Raw genomic sequence first — 373 nt, 5'->3', positions numbered from 1 at the left:
CATTAGCCCAATGGGATCCGGTGTCAGGTACACACCCGCAACAGGCAAAAAATACCGAAACCGATTGTAGACCAGCCCGCTCTCCTCATCCAGCCACTGCCCGGCGAATTTTAATCCCGGGTTCAGTTCGGCATTTTCCCCCGGCACACCGAGGCGCAGCCCGTACAGGCTGTGTGGCGGCTGGCGCCAGACCCGGTGCCCGGCGGCATCAAACAGCGCCAGCAGCTCGCCCGTCGGGGCACACACCGCATACTGCGTCTGTATATCTCCGGCCAGCAGTTCATGGCGGTTTTCCGGGTTCAGGGTGAAAAACTGCACCTGTTGCGCCAGCAATTGCCAGCCGTCAAACACCAGATGGCGGATGCTGTACAGC

The 373-nt window shown here is 60.6% G+C and carries 1 protein-coding gene; it reads right to left on the bottom strand.

Annotated elements, in window-relative coordinates:
- Positions 1-373, bottom strand: a 373-nt coding sequence (locus Xmir_RS22410) for an RHS repeat domain-containing protein (RefSeq protein WP_279627229.1), incomplete at both ends; no start/stop codon positions are given.

The organism is Xenorhabdus miraniensis (assembly GCF_002632615.1).
Note: the sequence above shows the minus strand (reverse complement) of the source record. Positions and strands in the feature narration are given on the sequence as shown.